General features: G+C 67.6%; 22 protein-coding genes. 16 read left to right on the forward strand and 6 right to left on the reverse strand.

Annotated elements, in window-relative coordinates:
• Nucleotides 1–68: 68 nt before the first annotated feature.
• The 14 genes from PAF18_RS03570 to cysE all read left to right on the forward strand — a co-directional run bounded on the left by PAF18_RS03570 (nt 69) and on the right by cysE (nt 11,788).
• The gene (locus PAF18_RS03570; RefSeq protein WP_271117263.1) at nt 69–1,232 is read left to right on the forward strand and encodes a phage major capsid protein; all 1,164 of its coding nucleotides are present in this window, start codon (nt 69–71) and stop codon (nt 1,230–1,232) included.
• A gap of 146 nt (nt 1,233–1,378) precedes the next feature.
• Complete coding sequence (locus PAF18_RS03575; RefSeq protein WP_271117264.1) at nt 1,379–1,984, forward strand: head-tail connector protein; 606 nt, start codon at nt 1,379–1,381, stop codon at nt 1,982–1,984.
• Nucleotides 1,981–2,310, forward strand: coding sequence for a head-tail adaptor protein (locus PAF18_RS03580; protein WP_271117265.1), 330 nt, complete (start codon nt 1,981–1,983; stop codon nt 2,308–2,310). Before PAF18_RS03575 ends, PAF18_RS03580 begins: the two co-directional genes overlap by 4 nt.
• Nucleotides 2,311–2,312: 2 nt before the next feature.
• Nucleotides 2,313–2,732, forward strand: coding sequence for a DUF3168 domain-containing protein (locus tag PAF18_RS03585; protein WP_271117266.1), 420 nt, complete (start codon nt 2,313–2,315; stop codon nt 2,730–2,732).
• A gap of 10 nt (nt 2,733–2,742) precedes the next feature.
• The gene (locus tag PAF18_RS03590) at nt 2,743–3,156 is read left to right on the forward strand and encodes a phage major tail protein, TP901-1 family (protein ID WP_271117267.1); all 414 of its coding nucleotides are present in this window, start codon (nt 2,743–2,745) and stop codon (nt 3,154–3,156) included.
• Nucleotides 3,156–3,470, forward strand: a complete 315-nt coding sequence (locus PAF18_RS03595) for a gene transfer agent family protein (protein WP_271117268.1) — start codon at nt 3,156–3,158, stop codon at nt 3,468–3,470. Before PAF18_RS03590 ends, PAF18_RS03595 begins: the two co-directional genes overlap by 1 nt.
• Nucleotides 3,471–3,475: 5 nt before the next feature.
• Nucleotides 3,476–3,802, forward strand: a complete 327-nt coding sequence (locus PAF18_RS17530; RefSeq protein ID WP_434802238.1) for a rcc01693 family protein — start codon at nt 3,476–3,478, stop codon at nt 3,800–3,802.
• Nucleotides 3,720–4,325 carry an RcGTA-type gene transfer agent tail tape measure protein gene (locus PAF18_RS03605; protein WP_271118046.1) on the forward strand — a complete coding sequence of 202 codons (606 nt, stop codon included), beginning with the start codon at nt 3,720–3,722 and terminating at the stop codon, nt 4,323–4,325. Before PAF18_RS17530 ends, PAF18_RS03605 begins: the two co-directional genes overlap by 83 nt.
• An 8-nt stretch (nt 4,326–4,333) precedes the next feature.
• Nucleotides 4,334–4,963, forward strand: coding sequence for a DUF2460 domain-containing protein (locus PAF18_RS03610; RefSeq protein WP_271117269.1), 630 nt, complete (start codon nt 4,334–4,336; stop codon nt 4,961–4,963).
• Nucleotides 4,960–5,850, forward strand: coding sequence for a phage/gene transfer agent baseplate hub protein (locus tag PAF18_RS03615; protein ID WP_271117270.1), 891 nt, complete (start codon nt 4,960–4,962; stop codon nt 5,848–5,850). Before PAF18_RS03610 ends, PAF18_RS03615 begins: the two co-directional genes overlap by 4 nt.
• Entirely contained in the window at nt 5,837–6,274 is a 438-nt protein-coding gene (locus PAF18_RS03620; protein WP_271117271.1) for an NlpC/P60 family protein, read from the forward strand. Before PAF18_RS03615 ends, PAF18_RS03620 begins: the two co-directional genes overlap by 14 nt.
• 12 nt (nt 6,275–6,286) lie before the next feature.
• On the forward strand, nt 6,287–10,159 hold the full coding sequence (locus PAF18_RS03625; protein ID WP_271117272.1) for a baseplate multidomain protein megatron: 3,873 nt from the start codon (nt 6,287–6,289) through the stop codon (nt 10,157–10,159).
• Complete coding sequence (locus PAF18_RS03630; RefSeq protein ID WP_271117273.1) at nt 10,159–10,872, forward strand: DUF2793 domain-containing protein; 714 nt, start codon at nt 10,159–10,161, stop codon at nt 10,870–10,872. The genes PAF18_RS03625 and PAF18_RS03630 overlap by 1 nt, the downstream gene beginning before the upstream one ends.
• A 127-nt stretch (nt 10,873–10,999) precedes the next feature.
• Nucleotides 11,000–11,788, forward strand: coding sequence for a serine O-acetyltransferase (gene cysE / locus PAF18_RS03635; RefSeq protein ID WP_271118047.1), 789 nt, complete (start codon nt 11,000–11,002; stop codon nt 11,786–11,788).
• On the opposite strand, the gene PAF18_RS03640 is transcribed toward cysE, so the two are convergent.
• The 4 genes from PAF18_RS03640 to ade all read right to left on the reverse strand — a co-directional run bounded on the left by PAF18_RS03640 (nt 11,785) and on the right by ade (nt 14,876).
• Complete coding sequence (locus tag PAF18_RS03640) at nt 11,785–12,459, reverse strand: NAD-dependent deacylase (RefSeq protein WP_271117274.1); 675 nt, start codon at nt 12,457–12,459, stop codon at nt 11,785–11,787. The genes cysE and PAF18_RS03640 overlap by 4 nt on opposite strands.
• Before the next feature lies 1 nt (nt 12,460).
• Nucleotides 12,461–12,760 carry a hypothetical protein gene (locus PAF18_RS03645; RefSeq protein WP_271117275.1) on the reverse strand — a complete coding sequence of 100 codons (300 nt, stop codon included), beginning with the start codon at nt 12,758–12,760 and terminating at the stop codon, nt 12,461–12,463.
• Between the two features lie 163 nt (nt 12,761–12,923).
• Nucleotides 12,924–13,109, reverse strand: a complete 186-nt coding sequence (locus tag PAF18_RS03650) for a heavy-metal-associated domain-containing protein (protein WP_271117276.1) — start codon at nt 13,107–13,109, stop codon at nt 12,924–12,926.
• 63 nt (nt 13,110–13,172) lie between these two features.
• Nucleotides 13,173–14,876, reverse strand: a complete 1,704-nt coding sequence (ade, locus tag PAF18_RS03655; protein WP_271117277.1) for an adenine deaminase — start codon at nt 14,874–14,876, stop codon at nt 13,173–13,175.
• Nucleotides 14,877–14,982: 106 nt separating this feature from the next.
• Here ade and lepA point away from each other — a divergent pair, with 106 nt between their 5' ends.
• Nucleotides 14,983–16,782, forward strand: a complete 1,800-nt coding sequence (gene lepA / locus PAF18_RS03660) for a translation elongation factor 4 (protein ID WP_271117278.1) — start codon at nt 14,983–14,985, stop codon at nt 16,780–16,782.
• A 445-nt stretch (nt 16,783–17,227) separates the two neighbouring features.
• Here the strand turns inward: lepA and PAF18_RS03665 are convergent, their stop codons facing one another.
• Nucleotides 17,228–17,404 carry a hypothetical protein gene (locus PAF18_RS03665; protein ID WP_271117279.1) on the reverse strand — a complete coding sequence of 59 codons (177 nt, stop codon included), beginning with the start codon at nt 17,402–17,404 and terminating at the stop codon, nt 17,228–17,230.
• A 99-nt stretch (nt 17,405–17,503) separates the two neighbouring features.
• Nucleotides 17,504–18,277 carry an alpha/beta fold hydrolase gene (locus tag PAF18_RS03670; protein ID WP_271117280.1) on the reverse strand — a complete coding sequence of 258 codons (774 nt, stop codon included), beginning with the start codon at nt 18,275–18,277 and terminating at the stop codon, nt 17,504–17,506.
• A gap of 78 nt (nt 18,278–18,355) precedes the next feature.
• Between PAF18_RS03670 and PAF18_RS03675 the strand changes: the two genes are divergently transcribed.
• Complete coding sequence (locus PAF18_RS03675) at nt 18,356–18,739, forward strand: hypothetical protein (protein WP_271117281.1); 384 nt, start codon at nt 18,356–18,358, stop codon at nt 18,737–18,739.
• Nucleotides 18,740–18,795: the final 56 nt, after the last annotated feature.

Consider the following 18,795-nt stretch of genomic DNA (forward strand, 5'->3'; position numbering starts at 1 on the left):
TCGGGCGGTGCCGCGCGCATTGCCCGCACAAACGGGCCACGGGCCCGATCATCATCAAGGAGAGGCTGATGACAGAGGTCACGACCGGGGCGCAAGGCGCGCCCGGCGAGATGAAGGATGCGCTTTTGGGTTTCGTCGAGGAACTCAAGGGCTTTCGCCAAAATATCGAGAAGAAACTGGACGCACAGGATCACCGCATGAGCATGTTAGACCGCAAGACCGCCTTCCGCGCGCGCAGCCCGCTTTCGACTGAGGTCGCTCCGGAGGTTCCGCATCAGAAGGCGTTCAACGCCTATCTGCGCCGTGGCGACGATGCCGGGCTGCGCGGGCTGGCGGTCGAGGAAAAAGCGATGAACACGACCAGCGATGGCGGCTTCCTCGCTGCGCCTCAGATGGCAGAGACCGTGCAGGCTGCGCTGTCCGGATCGGTCTCGCTGCGCGGCCTTTGCAATGTGGTGAGCATCGAGGCGGCGAGCTATGACGTGCTGGTCGATCGTGACGATCTGGCGACGGGCTGGGCGAGCGAGTCCGACACGATCGAAAGCTCGGCGTCGGGCGTCGAGCGGGTTTCGATCTCGCTGCATGAACTTTCGGCCATGCCGAAGGCAAGCCAGCGTCTTCTGGATGATGCCGCCTTTGATATCGAGGCCTGGCTTGCCGGGCGCATCGCCGAGAAATTCGCGCGCGCCGAGACCCATGCCTTCCTTCATGGCGACGGTCTGGACAAGCCTACGGGGCTGCTGAGCGGCGCCTTCGATGAGACGGGCGTTGGCGCGATCGACACGATCGGCGCGATGAAGACCGGCGTGTCGGGCGGGTTCGCGGAAGGCAAGGGTGCCGAGACGCTGATCGACCTGGTCTATGCGCTGCCCGCCGCGCATCGCGCCAATTCGAGCTTCGTCATGAGCTCGAAAACCGCGGCCGCGCTGCGCAAGCTGAGGGATGGGGACGGCCGCTTCATCTGGGCCGACAGCCTGGCGGCGGGCGAGCCGGCGCGGCTGCTGGGCTATCCGGTGATGACCTGCGAGGAGATGCCCGAGATCGCCGCCGATGCGCCTGCGCTGCTGTTCGGCGACTTCCGGGCCGCTTATACCATCGCCGAGCGTCCCGAGCTGCGGGTGCTGCGCGATCCGTTCTCGGCCAAGCCGCATGTGCTGTTCTACGCCACCAAGCGTGTCGGCGGCGGGCTGGTCGATGGCCGCGCCCTGAAGGTCCTGAAGTTCGGCGCCTGATCCCGATCGGGTTGCCGAGGGCCGCGCCGGGCGCCGGTCGAGCCGGCACAGCAACTGTCCGCGCACGCCCTCGGGCGGCGTGCCGGCGCGGCTTCTTTCCCTTGGAACAACCGGCCTTTCGGGCCGGCTCGGACGGGAGGTTCGGGATGATACTTGTCGAAGAGACAACACCGGCGGATGCGGCGCTGCCGGTGGCCGGATTGCGGGCGCATCTGCGGCTCGGATCCGGTTTCGAGCTGCCGGAGACATCAGAGGAAGACCGGGCACTGGCCGGGTTTCTGCGCGCGGCGATGCGTGCCGTCGAGGGCCGCACCGGCAAGGTGCTGCTGCGCCGCGATTACCGGATGGTGCTGGAAGACTGGCGAGACGCGTCCGGGCAGGCGCTTCCGCTGGCGCCGGTCAGCGCGGTGACGGGGCTTTCTATCGAGACGGCGGACGGTCAGGCGCGGGATCTGCCGGTGCAGGGCTGGCGGCTGGTCGAGGACATGATGCGCCCGCTGATCCGCCCGCGTGGCGCGGCTCTGCCCGCGGTGCCGCGTGGCGGGCGCGTGGTGATCCGCTTCAGCGCCGGCTTCGCGGATCTATGGGACGGCGTTCCGGCGGATCTGGCGCAGGCGGTGATGATGCTTGCGGCGCGCTATTACGAGGATCGCAGCGATGAGAGCGCGCGGCAGGCTTTGCCGCTGGGAGTCGCGGCTTTGATCGAGCGCTGGCGGGCGGTGCGTGTTCTGGCCGGACGGGGCGCGCGATGAGCGCCGCGCGGCTGAACGTGCCGCTGGTGCTGGAGGAAAAGCAGCGTCAGCCGGACGGAATGGGCGGGTATCGCGTCGCCTGGCGGGCTCTGGGCGTGGTTCATGCGGCGATGAAAAGCGGTGCCGGGCGATTGCGCGCAGCCGAGGCTGGCGCGGAAAGCGTGCTGCGCTGGGCGATCACGCTGCGCGCGCATCCCGCAGGCGATCCGCGCCGCCCGCTGCCCGGCCAGCGTCTGCGCATGGGCAGGCGGCTGTTTCACATCGAGGCAGTGGCCGAGGCGGACGAAGCCGGCCGCCATCTGCGAATCACGGCACAGGAGGAGTGAGCATGAGCTATCGCGCTTCGGCGGCGTTGCAGGGCGCCGTCTATGACTGCCTGCGCCGCGATCCGGGCGTTGCCGCGCATGTCGGCGATGCGGTCTTCGATGCGCTGCCCATCGCGGCGCCGGGCGGGGTCTACGTCTCGCTCGGGCCCGAGGAGGTGACCGATCTTTCGGATAGCGGCGGGGCGGTGTCGCGACATGATTTCGTGGTCTCGGTGCTGGCCGGGAGCGATGAGGGCGCAGGGTTCCGCGCCGTGAAAGAGGCCGCCGTGGCGGTCAGCGCGGCGCTGGAAGGTGCCGCGCTTGCAACCGCGACCGGCCATCTCGCCGGTCTGTGGTTTCTGCGTGCCCGCGCCAAGCGGGTGGAAAACGGCGCCGAACGGCGGGTCGATCTGACCTTCCGGTCGCTGATGGATCTGGCCTGAGGAGAAGGACATGGCGGTTCAAAACGGACGCGATCTGCTGATCAAGATGGATATGACCGGGGCGGGCGAATTCGAGACCGTCGCCGGTCTGCGCGCCACCCGCATCGGCTTCAACGCCGAGACGGTGGATGTCACCAGCCTGGAAAGCGAGGGGCGCTGGCGCGAATTGCTGGGCGGGGCCGGGGTGCGCTCGGCCTCGGTCTCGGGCTCGGGCGTGTTCCGCGATGCGGCGAGCGACGGGCGCGCGCGGCAGGTGTTCTTCGACGCAGAGGTGACGCGCTGTCAGGTCATCATCCCCGATTTCGGTATCGTGGAAGGCCCGTTCCAGATCACCGCGCTGGAATATGCCGGAAGCCATAACGGCGAGGCGAGCTATGAGATCGCGCTGGCCAGTGCCGGGGCGCTGAGCTTCGTGGCGCTGTGATGGCGAATCCCTGGCGCGGAGAGGTTGAGATCACGCTGGACGGCGTGGCTCATCGGGCGCGGCTCACGCTGGGCGCGCTGGCCGAGCTGGAGGCCGAGCTGGACACTGGCGCGATGGTCGATCTGGCGGCGCGGTTCGAGGCGGGCCGGTTCTCGGCTGCCGATGTGATCGCGGTGGTCGTGGCCGGTCTGCGCGGCGGTGGCTGGACCGGGGACCGCGCGGCGTTGCTGGCCGCCGATGTGGCGGGCGGGCCGATCGGTGCGGCGCAGGCGGCCGCGCAGCTTTTGGCGCGGGCCTTTGCGGTGCCCGGATGAGCGGCATGGACTGGCCCGGGCTGATGCGGGCCGGGCTGGCCGGTCTGCGGCTGACGCCGGAGCAGTTCTGGGCGCTGACCCCGGCCGAGCTGGCGCTGATGCTGGGTGTCGATCCCGGCACGGCTCCGATGAGCCGCACCCGGCTGGAGGCGCTGGCGCGGCTCTGGCCGGATGGCAATCCGATCAAGGAGAACGACGATGACGGACAGGAACGGGCTGGAGCCGGGCGGGGCGACGCTGGGCCAGCAGATGGAGAAATCGGCGGATATGGCCTCGGGCCTCACGGCAGAGCTTGGCCGGATGCAGAAGACGATGTGGCTGACCGGGCGTGAGGTGGACAGCTTTGCCAGCGGCATCGGCTCGGGGCTGCGGCGCAGTTTCGATGGGCTGGTGCTGGACGGCATGAAGCTGAGCGATGCGCTGAAGGGCATCGCGCGCAGCATGGCCGACACGGCCTATTCCATTGCCACGCGCCCGGTGCGCGATGCGGTGGCAGGGGCGCTGGCGAGCGGTGTGAACAACGTCGTTTCCGAAGTGGTGCCCTTCGCCGATGGCGCCGCGTTTGCGCAGGGCCGGGTGACGGCCTTTGCCAAGGGGGGCGTCGTTTCGGCGCCGACCCGGTTCCCGATGCGCGGCGGCACCGGGCTGATGGGCGAGGCCGGGCCCGAGGCGATCATGCCTCTAAGCCGCGGTGCGGATGGGCGGCTTGGGGTTGCGGCCTCAGGCGGACAGGGCCGGCCGGTCAATGTCAGCATCACCGTCAACACGCCGGATGTTGCGGGTTTCGCCCGCAGCCAGGGCCAGATCGCCGCCCAGATGGGCCGGCTGCTGGCGCGCGGCCAACGCAATCTGTGAGGCAAGCCATGTTCCATGAGATCCGATTTCCGGCCAATCTTTCCTTTGGCTCGGTTGGCGGGCCCGAGCGGCGCACCGATATCGTTGCGCTCAGCAACGGCCATGAAGAGCGCAACAGCCCCTGGGCGCATTCGCGGCGGCATTACGATGCCGGGCTGGGGCTGCGTTCGCTGGACGATATCGAGGCGCTGATCGCGTTTTTCGAGGCGCGCGGCGGGCAGATGCACGGGTTCCGCTGGAAGGACTGGGCGGATTACAAGAGCTGCGCGCCGAGCGCCGTGCCGGGTTTCCGCGACCAGTCGCTGGGGCACGGCGATGGCAGCGAGACGAGGTTTCAGCTGGTCAAGCGCTATGCCTCGGGCCCGGCGGCCTATCTGCGTCCGGTGCTGAAGCCGGTCGAAGGCTCGGTGCGCCTGGGGATCGGGGGCGAGAGGCAGCGGGAAGGGGTCGACTACACGGTCGATACGGCGACGGGACAGGTGCGCTTTGCGCTGCCGCCCCCGCCCGGTGCCGAGGTCACGGCAGGATTCGAGTTCGACGTGCCGGTGCGGTTCGATACGGACCGGATCGCGGTGTCGGTTGCCTCGTTTCAGGCCGGAGACATGCCTCAGGTTCCGGTGATCGAGGTGCGGCTATGAGCGCCGACAGCCGGACGACGACCATCGCGCGGGCCTGGGCGATCTCTCGCGCGGATGGGCTGGTGCTGGGGTTCACCGATCACGACCGGGCGTTGCACTTTGCCGGGATAGGCTTTCGCCCCGAGGCCGGGCTGACCGCGCAGGCCGTGGTCCAGGGTGCCGGTCTGTCGGTGGATAACAGCGAGGCAATCGGCGCGTTGAGCGATGCGGCCATATCCGAGGCGGATCTGATGGCCGGGCGCTGGGACGGGGCCGAGCTTCGGCAATGGGAGGTGGACTGGACCGATCCGGCGCAGCACAGGCTGGTGTTTCGCGGCCATCTGGGCGAGGTGAGCCGCGCGGGCGGCGCGTTCCGGGCCGAGCTGCGCGGGCTGTCCGAGGCGTTGAATCAGCCGGTGGGGCGGGTGTTTCATCCGCGGTGCAGTGCGGCATTGGGGGATGCGTGCTGCAAGGTCGATCTGACCCGCCCCGGGCTGAGCGCCGAGGCGCGGGTCGCAGAGGTGGCTGCTGCACGGCTGGTGGTCGAGGGGCTTGGCCTGCATCTCGACCGCTGGTTCGAACGCGGCGCAGCGGTGATGCTGGATGGCGCCGCGAAAGGGCTGCGGGGGCAGGTCAAGAATGACCGCGCCCTGCCGGGCGGGCGGCGCGAGATCGAGCTGTGGGCCGCACCGGGCATCCAGCCCGAGCCGGGCGACCGGGTGAGGCTGATTGCGGGCTGCGACAAATCCGCCGGGACCTGCCGGGCGAAATTCGGCAATCTGCTGAATTTCCGCGGCTTTCCGCATCTGCCGCGCGAGGATTGGCTGATGGCGCCCGACGCTCCGCAACCGCGCCGCAAGCGCGGTTTCGACGATCTCGACACGGCGCCGATCCATGCCGGGTCGTGAGGCCGAGATCCTGCGCATCGCGCGCGCGTGGCTTGGCACGCCCTATCGCCACGGCGCGGCGATGCGCGGGGCGGGGACGGATTGTCTTGGGCTGATCCGCGGGGTCTGGCGAGAGCTATACGGGATCGAGGCCGAGATCCCGCCCGCCTACACGCCGGATTGGGGCGAATACGATCCCGGCGAGCCGCTGCACGAGGCGGCGGCGCGGCATTTTCTCGCCGAGCCGGAGCCGCGTGACCGGATCGGGCAAGTGATTCTGTTCCGTATGCGGCGCGATGCGGCGGCGAAACATCTGGGGCTGGTATCCGCCATCGGGGCGGCCCCGGCCTTCATCCATGCCTATGAGCGTCACGGCGTTGTCGAAAGCCCGCTTTCGGCGCCGTGGCGGCAGCGGATCGCGGCGCGATTCCGCTTTCCCGACTGAGAGGAGAAACCTATGGCGACCATCCTGCTATCCGCCGCCGGCGCGGCGATCGGCTCGGGCTTCGGCGGCAGTGTTCTGGGGCTTGGCGGCGCGGTGATCGGCCGGGCGGCCGGCGCAACGCTGGGCCGCGTGATCGATCAGCGCCTGCTGGGCGCGGGCGCGCAGGCCGTCGAGACCGGGCGCATCGACCGGCTGCGGCTTCAGACCACCGGCGAAGGCGTCGCCGTGCCGCGCATCTGGGGGCAGATGCGGATGCCGGGCCATGTCATCTGGGCCGCGCCGCTGAGCGAGGTTTCGTCACGCGAGGGCGGCGGCAAGGGCAACGGTCCCGAGATGCGCCGGATCGGCTATCGGCTGAGCCTTGCGCTGGCGCTGTGCGAAGGGCCGATCCTCGGCGTCGGGCGCGTCTGGGCCGATGGGCGCGAGATCGCCCCCGGCGATCTGAACCTACGGGTCTATACCGGCGGCGACGACCAGCTTCCCGATCCGGTCATCGCCGCGCATGAGGGCGCGGACGCCCCGGCCTATCGTGGCACCGCCTATGTGGTGATCGAGGAGATGGAGCTGGAACCCTGGGGGAACCGGCTGCCGCAGCTGAGTTTCGAGGTGACCTGCCCGGCGCGCTCTGGCGGCGGGCTGTCCGACCGGGTGCAGGCGGTGGCGTTGATACCGGGGACGGGCGAGTATGCGCTGGCGACCACTCCGGTGCGCTATGATCTGGGCCTCGGCGAGGCGCGGGCGGCCAACAGCGCGACGCCCCTGGCAGCGACGGATTTCACCGCGTCGATGGATATTCTCGGACGTGAACTGCCGAATGTCGGGTCGGTCTCGGTGGTGGTATCGTGGTTCGGGGATGATCTGCGCGTCGGTTCCTGTGCGCTGCGTCCCAAGGTCGAGAGCACCGCGCATGACGGGGCCGAGATGGCATGGCGCGCGGGCGGGATCGGCCGGGATCGGGCCGAGACGGTGGCGCGCCGCGACGGGCGACCGATCTATGGCGGCACGCCTGCCGATGCATCGGTGATCGAGGCATTGCGCGCGATTTCGGTCAGCGGGCGCAAGGCGGTGTTCTATCCCTTCATCCTGATGGAGCAGATGGAGGGGAATGGCCGCCCCGATCCGTGGACGGGGGCCGGGGATCAGCCGGTCATGCCGTGGCGGGGCCGGATCACCGCCGAGATCGCGCCGGGGCGCGCGGGCTCGCCCGATGGCAGCGCCGAGAACAGCGCGGCGGTGCGGCGGTTCTTCGGCGCGGCAAAGCCGGGGGATTTCCGCATCGAGGGGGACGCGATCCATTATGACGGGCCGGAGGAATGGTCATATCGCCGCTTCATCCTTCATTACGCTCATCTCTGCGCGATGGCTGGCGGCGTGGATGCGTTCCTGATCGGCTCGGAGATGCGCGGGCTGACGCAGCTGCGCGGGCCGGGAGATCACTTCGTTGCCGTCGAGGAGCTGCGGCGGCTGGCGGCGGATGTGCGGGCGATCCTCGGGGCCGGGGTCAAGCTGAGCTACGCCGCCGACTGGTCGGAATATTTCGGCTATCACCCCGGCGGCGGTGAGGCCTATTACCACCTGGACCCGCTCTGGGCTGACGAAAACATCGATTTCATCGGCATCGACAATTACATGCCGCTGTCGGACTGGCGCGAGGGCGAGGATCACGCCGACGCGCATTGGGGCCGGATCGACGCGCCCGGCTATCTTGAATCGCAGGTGGCAGGTGGCGAGGGCTATGATTGGTATTACGCCGATCCCGCCCATCGCGACGCGCAGATCCGCACGCCGATCACCGATGGCGCGCATGATGAGCCCTGGGTCTGGCGCTACAAGGATCTGGCAAACTGGTGGAGCCGTCCGCATCACGAGCGGATCGGCGGCGCGCGGATGGAGGTCCCGACCGCCTGGGTGCCGCGCTCGAAGCCGATCTGGTTCACCGAGATGGGCTGCGCAGCGCTGGACAAGGGCGCCAACCAGCCGAACAAGTTTCTTGACGCGCATAGCTCGGAATCGCGGCTGCCGCATTATTCGACCGGGCGGCGCGACGATGTGGTGCAGGCGGCCTATATCGGCGCGATGACGCGGTATTGGGGCGATCCGGCGAATAATCCGAAGGGCGCCTATGGCGGGCCGATGGTGGACATGTCGCGGGCGCATCTGTGGTGCTGGGATGCGCGGCCCTATCCGGCCTTTCCGGGGCGCACCGATCTGTGGTCCGACGGGCCGGCATGGGATCGCGGGCACTGGCTGAACGGGCGGGCAGGCGCGGTGCCTCTGCGCTCGGTCGTGGCCGATCTGTGCCATGCGGGCGGGCTGGACGATATCGACGTGAGCGGGCTGTCCGGGCTGGTGCGCGGCTATGTGGCGCAGTCGGTCGAAACGCCCCGCGCGAGCCTTCAGCCGCTGATGCTGGCCTACGGGTTCGATGCGGTGGAACGCGACGGGGTGCTGCGCTTCGTGATGCGCGATGGGCGCGTCACCGTGGCGCTGCAGGAAGATGGGCTGGCCGCGATGGCCGGGGGGGTGCATGACACGACGCGCGCCGCAGAGGCCGAGCTGGCGGGCCGGGTGCGGTTGACCCATCTGGCGGTGGGCGAGGGCTATGCGGCCTCGGTCGTCGAGGCGGGGCTGCCCGAAGAGGCCGCGCCAAGCGTTTCGGACAGCGAGCTGCCTCTGCTGCTGACCGTTTCCGAGGCGCGCGGCATGGCCGAACGCTGGCTGGCGGAATCGCGGCTGGCGCGGGACCGTATCCGCTTTGCGCTGCCGCCCTCACGCGGGGATCTCGGGCCGGGCGATGTGGTGGCGCTGACCCGCAAGGGCGATGCCGCGCCGCGACGCTGGCGCATCGACCGTGTCGAGCGGGCCGGGGCGATCACTGTCGATGCGGTGCTGACAGAGCCGGGGGTCTATCGCCCGGCCGATCATCACGAAGGCGGGCTGGAGGTGGCGCGCTATGACCCGCCGATGCCGGTCTGGCCGGTCATCATGGATCTGCCGATGACGCGCGGAAGCGACGCGCCGCATGCGCCGCGCATCGCCGTCGCCGCGCGGCCCTGGCCGGGGTCGGTGTCGGTTTTCGGCTCGGACCGTGCCGATGGCGGCTTCAGCCTGAACACCGCGCTGAGCGAGGGCGCGATGATCGGGCGGACCGAGACGGCGCTGCGCCGCGCTGCGCCCGGTCTTCTGGATCGCGGGCCGGAGCTGCTTGTGCGGTTCGCATCGGGAGGGCTTGCGCCGGTGCCGATGCACGCTCTGCTCGGCGGGGCCAATCTGGCCGCGATCGGGGATGGCAGCGCGGATCGATGGGAGATCTTCCAGTTCGCGCGCGGCGCGCCGGTCGAGGGCGCGAGCGGTCGGCTCTGGTCCCTGCAAGAGCGGCTGCGCGGACAGTTCGGCAGCGAGGCTATGATGCCCGATGCCTGGCTTGCCGGATCTCTTGTGGTGCTGCTGGATGAGGCGGTGCGGCCGCTGCGGCTGGACCCTTCGGCACTGGGACAGACGCGTTATTGGCGCATCGGTCCGGCGGTGCGGCCGGTCAACGATCCGAGCTATCGGGAGCGCCGGACCCGCACCGGGGGGGCGGGGCTGCGGCCTTATGCGCCCTGCCATCTTCGGCTGGACGGCAACCGGCTGAGCTGGATCCGGCGGACGCGCGATCTGGCCGATCGCTGGGATCTGCGCGAGGTGCCGCTTGCCGAGACGCGGGAGCACTATCTGCTGCGCGTCGAAGCGGGCGGAACGCGTCACGAATTCGAATGCAGCGCGCCGCGTTTCGATCTGGCCGGCGCGCTGGCGGCAGCGGCGGGACAGGGCGGGCTGACCGTCCATGTCGCGCAGATTTCCGATCAATACGGGCCCGGCCCATTCCTCAGCAGGAGCTTCTGATGACCGAACAAACCACCTCGCGCCTCGCTCTGCCGCTGTTGCAGCAAGGGCAGGCACAGAAACATGTGACCGTGAACGAGTCGCTGGCGCGGCTGGACGGGATGGTGAATCTGGTGCTGCAGAGCCTGTCGCGCCCGCAGCCGCCCGCAGCCGTGGCCGAGGCCGCCTGTTTTGGCGTGCCCGAGGCTGCCGACGGGGATTGGGCGGGCCAGTCGGGTCGGATCGCGATCGCGGTGAATGGCGGCTGGGTCTTTGTCACGCCACAGCCGGGAATGCGCGCCTTCATTGCCGATCAGGGCGCTCTTGCGATCCATGACGGCAGGGGCTGGGTCGTCGGGGCCATGACACTGGGCGGGTTCGGCTCGGCCCTTGTTGCGCGCTGCGCCGAAACCGAATGCGAGATCACCGCCGGGGCGGAGGTCACGACCGATCTGATCCTGCCGCATGCAGCGATGGTGATCGGGGTGACGGCGCGGGTGACCGAGGCGATCAGCGGCACGCTGACAAGCTGGAAGATGGGCAGCGACGGTTCGCTGGATCGCTTCGGCTCGGGGCTGGGCACAGCCGAGGGAAGCTGGGCGCGCGGGATGCTGTCGCAGCCGGTGACCTATTGGCAGCCCCGCCCGGTTCTGCTGACCGCCGTCGGTGGCGCGTTTGCCGGCGGCAGGTTGCGGATCGCCGCGCATTGGCTGGAGCTGACGCTGCCGCGATGACAGCGCCGGACGGGTTTCGCCCGGCCTCGCTTTAGGCTAGTTTCTCCGTCAAAAGGAGACCGCCATGAACCGTGCCGCAACGCCGCAGCCGAACCCCGCCCAGGCCACGCCGCTTTCCGGCGTGGCGATGTGGGCGCAGATCTGTGCCGAGGCGCGGGACGCCATCGCCGGTGAGCCACTGCTGGGTGCTCTGGTTCATGGCGGGCTGCTGCATCACGACAATCTGCAATCCGCGCTGGCCTATCGCTTCGCGCTGAAGCTGAACTCGGGCGAGATGTCCGAGCAGCTTCTGCGCGAGATCGCCGATGCCGCCTATGCACAGCGGCCCGAGCTGGTCTCGGCCGCCGAGGCGGATCTGCGCGCGGTCTATGAGCGCGACCCGGCGACACATCGGATGATCCAGCCCTTGCTCTTTTTCAAGGGATTTCAGGCGTTGCAGGCTTACCGGATCGGGCATTGGCTCTGGACCGAGGGCCGGCGCGACATGGCCTATTTCGTCCAGATGCGCTGTTCCGAGGCATTCGGCGTCGATATTCATCCGGCGGCGCGGGTCGGGCAGGGGGTGATGATGGATCATGCCCATTCCATCGTCATCGGCGAGACCGCCGTGGTCGGGGATAATGTCTCGATGCTGCATTCGGTCACCCTCGGCGGGACCGGCAAGGCCGATGGCGACCGGCATCCCAAGATCGGCAATGGTGTGCTGATCGGGGCGGGCGCGAAAGTGCTGGGCAATATCAGCGTGGGCCGGTGCAGCCGGATCGCGGCGGGTTCGGTCGTGTTGTCGGACGTGCCGCCCTGCAAGACCGTCGCCGGGGTGCCGGCGCAGATGGTCGGCGATGCGGGCTGCACCGATCCGGCCTTCGCGATGGATCACCTGATCGAGGTGACGGGGATCGACGGCGACAACGCCTAGAGCCCGGCCGCCCAGTCCGGCACGATCCGGGTTGCCGGGCCGATGAGATGTTCGTGGAATTCGCGGCTGACCGCCGAGCGGTCGAGGTTCAGCTCGACGCAATGCGCGCCGCTGCGCCGCGCATGCTGCACGAATCCGGCAGCGGGATAGACCTGACCGGATGTGCCGATCGCGGCAAAGAGATCGGCGCGTTCCAATGCTGCCCAGATCTCGTCCATGTGGTAGGGCATCTCGCCGAACCAGACGATGTCGGGACGTGCGGCGGCGCTGCCGCAGGCGGGGCATTCGGTGGCGCTGTCCATCTCGGCCGGGGCATCCCAGCGATGGCCGCAGGCGGCGCAGAGCGCGCGGTTCACCTGGCCGTGCATGTGGATGACGTGCCGCGCGCCGCCGCGTTCGTGCAGATCGTCGACATTCTGGGTGACGAGTGTGAGATCGTGCCGTTCCGCCAGCGCGGCAAGCGCTTCATGCGCGGCATTGGGTTGCGCATGCGCCGCCGCCGCGCGGCGGGCGTTGTAGAAGCGATGGACGAGGGCGGGATCGCGGGCGTAGGCCTCGGGCGTGGCCACATCTTCGAGCCGGTGCTCCTCCCACAGCCCGTCTTCGGCGCGAAAGGTGCGCAGCCCGCTTTCCGCCGAGATCCCCGCGCCCGTCAGGACGACGATGCGCATCTCAGCGGCAATAGGCCTCGGCGGCACCGGCAAAGCGCTTGTAGCGGGCCCAGAAGGCGTTGTCGCGGTCGCTTTTCGACATGCGCACCACCTGCGCCTGATGCGGGTCGCGGAAGAAGCGCGCGGCGCGACGCTGGTCCGAGCGCGACAGGGTCTGGTCGGCCACCTGCTGCACGCAGCCGCACAGCGCCGCCTGTCGTGCGCCGCGTTCCGAGCGCACGCAGGCGCTGTCGATGGGGCCGGCCATGGCCATGGGCGTGGTCAACACGACCGCCGCGGCGGCGATAAGAATGCGGTTCATCTCTGTCTCCTCGGGTCTGCCTGAATGCCTTGTCGGCTTGTTTGGTGCAGCGATCTCCGCCGCGTTCCCATGAAGAAAAGGTTAACAAGAACCGCGCACACGCTCAATCCAAGCTTGCGTGAAGGGGTCGGGTCCGCGGCGGCACCTGCCGCAAGATCTTGTGTCAGCCGGCCTGCGGAGAGAACCCGGCCTCGCGAATCACCTCGGCGGCGCGGGGTGTGTCGAGCCCGGCGATGGTGACGGACCTGGCGTCGAGATCGACATCCGCCGTGCCGCCTGCCGCGCGCACGGCTTCTTCGATGGTGGCCTTGCAATGGCCGCAGCTCATATCCGGGACGATCAGCCTCATGACGGTTCCTTTCTGCCTGTTCGTCCGGCCAGCGTGGCTGAGAGCGCTGCGCGCCGCAAGCTGTCAGATCAGGCAGAAGCGATCCACGTCGACCATGCCGCGATCGGTGATCTTGAGATGCGGGATCACGGGCAGGGCGAGAAAGGCGAGTTGCAGGAACGGCTCGGGCAGGGTGATGCCGAGCGACGAGGCCGCGGCGCGCAGATCGCTGAGAGCGGCATGGACCTGTTCGAAGCTGGCGCGGCTCATCAGCCCGGCGATTTCCAGCGGAAGCTCCGCCAGCACCGCGCCGTCGCGGGTCACGACGAAGCCGCCACCCATCCGCCCGAGCCGTTCGGCCGCGCAGACCATGTCGGCATAATCCATCCCGACAAGCGCGACGTTATGGTGGTCATGACAGATGGTCGAGCCGATGGCGCCGTGTTTCATCCCGAAGCCGCGCACCAGGCCGTTGGCGATATTGCCGTTGCGGCCATGGCGTTCGACGATGCTGATCCGCGCGAGATCTCGCGCCGGGTCGGGGCGCAGATCGCCGTTTTCGGGCGTGATGTCCTCTCGCAGATGGTCGGTGATGATGCGGCCCGGTTGTATGCCGATGACCGGGGTTTCTTCCTGTCCATGAAGGCGGAAACTCTCTGGCGACAATGCCGGCAGATGGACCGACCCCAGCCCGGCAGGGGGCGGCGAGGCGCGGTCGCGGAACGCCGCAGGCAAGGCCTCGATCCCGTTGCAGATGACCTTGCGTATGGCGCAGTTTTCCATGTCGTCCAGCACGACGATATCGGCCCGCTTGCCCGGAGCGATCTGGCCGCGATCCTTCAGGCCGAAGGCTTCCGCCGCCGAAAGGGACGCCGCGCGATATACCGCCAGCTTATCGCAGCCATGCGCAATCAGGCGGCGGATCATGTCGTCGATATGGCCTTCCTCGGCAATGTCGAGCGGGTTCCGGTCATCGGTGCAGAGGCAGATATAGGGCGCGGTCAGCGGCGTCAGAACCGGGGCAAGCGCGTCGAGATCCTTGGAGACCGAGCCCTCGCGAATGAGCACCCGCATGCCCTTTTGCAGTTTCTCCATCGCTTCTTCTGCTGTGGTCGCCTCGTGCTCGGTGCGGATGCCGGCGGCGATATAGGCGTTCAGGTCTCGCCCGGACAGAAGCGGCGCGTGTCCGTCGATATGGCGGCCCTCGAAGCCGCGCAGCTTCTCCATGCAGCCGGGGTCGCGATGGATGACGCCGGGATAATTCATGAACTCGGCCAGCCCGATGCCGGATGGATGATCGGCAAGCTTGCGGAGCGCCTCGGCGTCCAGCTCGGCGCCCGAGGTCTCCATCTCGGTCGAGGGCACGCAGGAGGACAGATTCACCCGCAGATCCATCAGCGTCGTCTCGGCGGCCTTCTGGAAATAGCGGATGCCGGCGGCGCCGGTGACATTCGCGATTTCATGGGGATCGCAGATCGCGGTGGTGATGCCGCGCGGGGTGACGCAGCGGTCGAACTCGGCCGGGGTCACGCAGGAGCTTTCGATATGCAGATGCGTGTCGATGAAGCCCGGCACGAGCACCGCGCCCGAGACGTCGATCTCGCGCTGTCCCGTGTATTCCGCGCCGATCCCCACGATCATTCCTCCGCAAATCGCCACATCGCCCGGAATGCGCGCCCCGGTGACCATGCACCAGACCTCGCCGCCTTTCAGCACCAGATCGGCGGGCGCGTCCCCGCGGCCTTGCGCGATACGGGTTTCGAGATCGGGGCGGGCGGCGTCTTGCATCTGGTTTCTCCTGCGATGGCGCGATGATCGACCGGGCGGGCGGCAGAGTAAAGTCCGCTGCACGCGGCCTCTTCCACCGCCTCTCGCGCGGCTGTATACGCGCTCCATGACCGAGCTGAACCTGATCCGCAATTTCTCCATCGTGGCCCATATCGACCACGGCAAATCCACCCTGGCCGACCGGCTGATCCAGCTGACCGGCACGGTGGCCGAGCGCGATATGAAGGCGCAGTTGCTGGATGCGATGGATATCGAGCGCGAGCGCGGTATTACCATCAAGGCCAACACGGTGCGGATCTCCTATCCGGCGAAGGACGGGCAGACCTATGTGCTGAACCTGATCGACACGCCCGGCCATGTCGATTTCGCCTATGAGGTCAGCCGGTCGATGCGCGCGGTCGAAGGCTCGCTGCTGGTGGTCGATGCGTCGCAGGGGGTCGAGGCGCAGACGCTGGCCAATGTCTATCAGGCGATTGACGCCGATCATGAGATCGTGCCGGTCCTTAACAAGATCGACCTGCCTGCGGCAGAGCCAGAGCGCGTCAAGGAAAACATTGAAGACGTGATCGGCATCGACGCCTCGGACGCGGTGCCGATTTCCGCGAAGACCGGCCTTGGTATTCCCGATGTGCTGGAGGCCATCGTCACGCGTCTGCCCGCACCGAAGGGCGACCGCGACGCGGCGCTGAAGGCGATGCTGGTGGACAGCTGGTACGACCCCTATCTGGGCGTCGTCGTCATGATCCGGGTCATGGACGGGGTGATCCGCAAGGGCGATCAGGTCAAGATGATGCAGACCGGTGCCAGCTATTGCCTCGACAAGCTGGCGGTGCTGACGCCTGCGATGAAGGATATCGCCGAGCTGGGCCCGGGCGAGATCGGCGTTTTCACCGCATCCATCAAGCAGGTCCGCGACACCCGTGTCGGCGACACGATCACGCATGAGAAAAAACCGACCGACACGCCGCTGCCAGGCTTCAAACCCGCGCAGCCGGTGGTGTTCTGCGGCCTCTTCCCCGTCGATGCCAATGATTTCGAGGCGCTGCGCGACGCCATTGAAAAGCTGGCGCTGAACGATGCGTCTTTCAGCTATGAGATGGAGACCTCGGCCGCGCTTGGTTTCGGATTCCGCTGCGGCTTCCTTGGCCTGCTGCATCTGGAGGTGATCCGCGACCGGCTGGAACGCGAGTACGATCTGGACCTGATCACCACCGCGCCCTCGGTCGTGTTCCGGCTGCATATGCGCGATGGCGAGGTGATCGAGCTGCACAACCCCGCCGACATGCCCGATCTGACGCTGGTCGACCATATCGAAGAGCCGCGGATCAAGGCGACGATCATGGTCCCGGACGAATTTCTGGGCGATGTGCTGAAGCTGTGTCAGGACCGGCGCGGCATCCAGCTGGATCTGACCTATGCCGGGGCCCGCGCGATGGTGGTTTACGATCTGCCGCTGGCCGAGGTGGTCTTTGACTTCTATGACCGGCTGAAATCGGTGACCAAGGGCTATGCCAGCTTCGATTACCAGATCAGCGAGTATCGCGAGGATTATCTGGTGAAGATGTCGATCCTGGTGAATGACGAACCCGTGGACGCGCTGGCCATCATGGTCCATCGCGACCGCGCGGAATCGCGGGGCCGGGTGATGGTCGAGAAGCTGAAAGAGCTGATCCCGCGCCATATGTTCAAGATCCCGATTCAGGCCGCTATCGGGTCTCGCGTCATCGCCCGCGAAACGCTGAGCGCGATGCGTAAGGACGTGACCGCGAAATGTTATGGCGGCGACGCGACGCGGAAGAAGAAGCTGCTGGAAAAGCAGAAGGCCGGCAAGAAGAAGATGCGGCAATTCGGGAAGGTGGAAATCCCGCAGACGGCGTTTATTCAGGCCTTGAAGATGGATGGGTGATCTGGGTCAAAGATCACGCTGAATTGCCCAAAACACGCTAATCTTGGGTGTAAAGCGCTTGATGGTTGCAACAATCACGATCCACAGGCTGTGCTTCCAGCCCGGCATGCGGTCGATGGTCGCCACTGCATGACCGACCGCGTGAACCGCGCTTTTATCGCACTTCAGCGGACCGAATGATCGCAATCCCCCGCGGGCAGGCGCCAGATGCAGTGGGGATGATCCGGCAGCATCGCCCCGCCCGGTTCTCCCCTCCAATCAGCACGTGGCGCACGGGCAGCGGGGTCCGCGAGGGCGATGAGAGATATGGGGCATTGACGGTTGCCACGGCCAGCATTTCAACCTTGTGGCGCGGTCTGCTTGCAGCCGCGCCCGGCAGTTCGTCGAAGGCTCAACCGGTCGCGGGTGCTATCGGCCGGGCGCGAGCCGTTGCGACGCGAGGGATTTATCGCTTTTTGCCGGCTGGAAACCACATGGCAAACCAGGTCTCCAGCCACAGCTTCTGCCAATCCTGCATGATCTGGCTCTGCGCCTTGCTCATCTCGGACATCATCTGACCGCGGGCGGCGCCGGTCATGCTGTTCGCGGCAGAGAGCCACGCGCTCATCCAGGGATTTTTCATCGGACACTCCGGGGTTTTGAGGGGACGCCGCTCAATGCCGCAGGCGGGGATTGGTTCCCACGCGAATGCTCTGTCGGCGCCGTCTTGCCCGTTTTTGTCTCAGGACAGGAACTCTGCCACAGCCTCGCCGGTCTGTTTCGGGTTCTCGGCGTGAATCCAGTGCCCGCAGCCGTCGAGATAGCGCAGCTCGGCCTGCGGGAAATAGGCGCGGATCGCATCGGCGGCGGGGCCTTCGGCTGCGTAATCCGACGCGCCGCCCGCCAGGAACAGCGCAGGTCCTTCGAACGCCGCCTTGGTCAGCCCTTCGGGCCAGCCGGTCACGATCGGCATCTGCTCGGAGAGCACGTCGAGATTGAGCTTCCAGATCGGCGGATCGGCTTTCAGGTCGAGATTTTGCAAGAGAAAGGCGCGCACGCCGGGATCGTCCAGCGTTTCGGCCAGCCGTTTGTCAGCCTCCGAGCGCCGCGTCAGGCCGTCCAGTTCCAGCCCCTGCATCGCATCCGCATATGGCTGCTGGCTGTGGGTATAGGCGATGGGCGCGATATCCAGCACCACCAGACGCCGCACCAGCTCGGGCCGGGTCAGGGCCAGCACCATGGCCGCCTTGCCGCCCATCGAATGACCGACCAGATCCGCCGAACCGCCCTGCGCCTCGATCAGCTCCGCCAGATCTTCCGCCATCGCCGGATAGCTGTGGTCGTCACTTTGCGGAGAATCGCCGTGATTGCGCATATCGACCGAGATCACCTGCCGCGCATCGTCCAGTCTGCGCGCCAGCCCGCCCAGATTGCGCGCCTGGCCGAACAGCCCATGCGCGAGAATCACCGGCGGCAGATCGCCTCGCTCGCCCGTTATGATCGTATTCAGTTTCATGTGGCGCAGTCTAGACGCTCTGGAAGGCGCGCGCCAGCCGGGCTAAGGAGGGTTGCGGAAAGCGGCAGGGGACGGGCGATGACGCCACTTAATGTGCGAAGCTGGGCCGAGGAGGTCGCGGTGCTGATGGCCACGCGGCTTGGCGGGGTGCGCCGGGGAGAGAGTTATGATCTGGCGACCATGATCCGCCGTCGCGGCGGAGCTTTGCCGCGCAAGCTTTTGAAAAAGGCCGAGATCCTGCGCGACGCCGAGACAGTGACCAACGCGCCCAAGATCGCACGCCAGACGGATTTCAGCAATGCCGCCCAGGCCCATGCCGATCTGGTCGCCTATCTGAAACCTTTCGGCCGGGTGACGCGGATGCAGGAACGGGCGACGAATTTCGCGGCCTCGGTGGTGTTCGGGCTTCTGGTGCTGGGCATCGTCATCATCTGGGTGCTTGTCTGGCAGGGGTTTCTCTAGCCTCTGCCGCGACGGCCCGGCTTTGCTTCGCCCGCGCTTTCGGCTAGAAGGCGCGC

The sequence above is a fragment of the Paracoccus sediminicola genome (genome assembly GCF_027912835.1).
Lineage (GTDB): Bacteria > Pseudomonadota > Alphaproteobacteria > Rhodobacterales > Rhodobacteraceae > Paracoccus > Paracoccus sediminicola.